Source organism: Paenibacillus kobensis NBRC 15729 (genome assembly GCF_004000825.1).
GTDB classification, from domain to species: Bacteria; Bacillota; Bacilli; order Paenibacillales; family Paenibacillaceae; genus Paenibacillus_T; species Paenibacillus_T kobensis.
In genome coordinates this window covers 1-1,454 of record NZ_BILZ01000134.1, presented here as the reverse complement: position 1 = coordinate 1,454, position 1,454 = coordinate 1, and the positions used below count along the sequence as shown (strand labels likewise).

Here is a 1,454-nt window from a genome sequence, read left to right as displayed (position 1 = left end):
TTTGGCCAGTGATTGATAGGTTGTTCCTTTTAGAATGGACTGTTCCAGTTTTTGTCCGATTCCATCATAACGTGTCTTGGTCTTGACTCCCGTCTCATCGGTAGCTACGACCTCATTGGTTAAATCATTATATTCCAATGAATAAGTGGAATTATCGGGATTAACAAGAGAAATGACACGATTCAGCTTGTCATAGTTATAACTCGTTTTTTTGGAATTACCGTCTATTACGGATTTAATAAGTCCTCTATCTGCGTAATAATCAAACTGGTTTTTTACAGTCCCCGTAATACCGTCAACATCCGTGAAGCTAATCGTTTGATTGATGGGGTATGCACCGTTGCTACTGTATTGTGTTTTATAGATAATATCTCGGTTGTCATCCTTGACTCTAGTAAGTCGCACATTGCCATGACTATCAATATCTTCGTAATTCACCTGTGCCAAGAGCTTACCGCTAGCATTATTTTCTCTAATCGTCACTTCCTTCACTCCGCCTTGCGGATTGCGAAGCAGCTGCGTATAACGTTTTTGAGTCGGGCTTATTTGCTCCGTCACATTATAGAGAAGATGGGTAACTGAGTCATAGGTATACGTAGTCGTAATACCTGAAGCATCGGTAGTCGATAATACATTACCATAATCGTCATAGGAAACCTTCTCTATGACTGGTGCTGATACATTACCGTCTTTCGTATATGTCGTCGTTGTCTGCGTTGGCGTTGTTATCGCCCTTGCTTCATCATACTGGTACTCGACATCTCTTCGCTCATTACTTCCCATGCTGCCTACAAATGTCATAACGCGTTTCATATAGTAAACAGGTGGCCGCCCGTAACTAATGAAGTCTTTACGGCTTTCAAACCAAGTCTCCGTCAAACCGTTCTTCATCGTGACATAGGAATAAGGAATGTCTTGATCATACGGGATAGCGAAATCTTGATTCGTACCATCAGGATTTTTATAGGAGTAGTCGATTTTGTTGTAAACCTTACCCGCCGTCACATTCTGACGCGAAGCAATTCGATATACATTCTCCGTCGAAGTAACCCCTGTTCTTTTGGTATATGGGCTATCTTCATAGGTGTATAATGTATACGCAGTGCTTGGGTATACAATGTTTGTTAACAAATAAGAGGGATCGACTCCATAATAGCCATTGATATTGATCTCTGTATTTCGCTGTTCGTAGAAATACTTGGTCGTACGACTTCCTGTATCTATAACAGATGACAACACTTCCGTTCCTAATTGATTAAAAGGAGGAAGCGGGTTTCTATTGTAAATCGTAGTCTTATTGTATTCGACCTTGCGGTCGCCAAGCGTTAAAGTTACCTTAGTTGGTGAATAAGTAATAACAATAGCATTTCCAGCCGAGTCAACAATCCTCTCCAGAACATTCCCATATATACTATCCTGAGTATAGATGAACTCTATCTTGTTAGCGTACTTAT

The 1,454-nt window shown here is 40.6% G+C and carries 1 pseudogene; it reads right to left on the bottom strand.

The features are described 5' to 3' along the window. A pseudogene (locus PKO01S_RS28435) lies at positions 1-1,454 on the bottom strand (hypothetical protein); the annotation flags it as partial.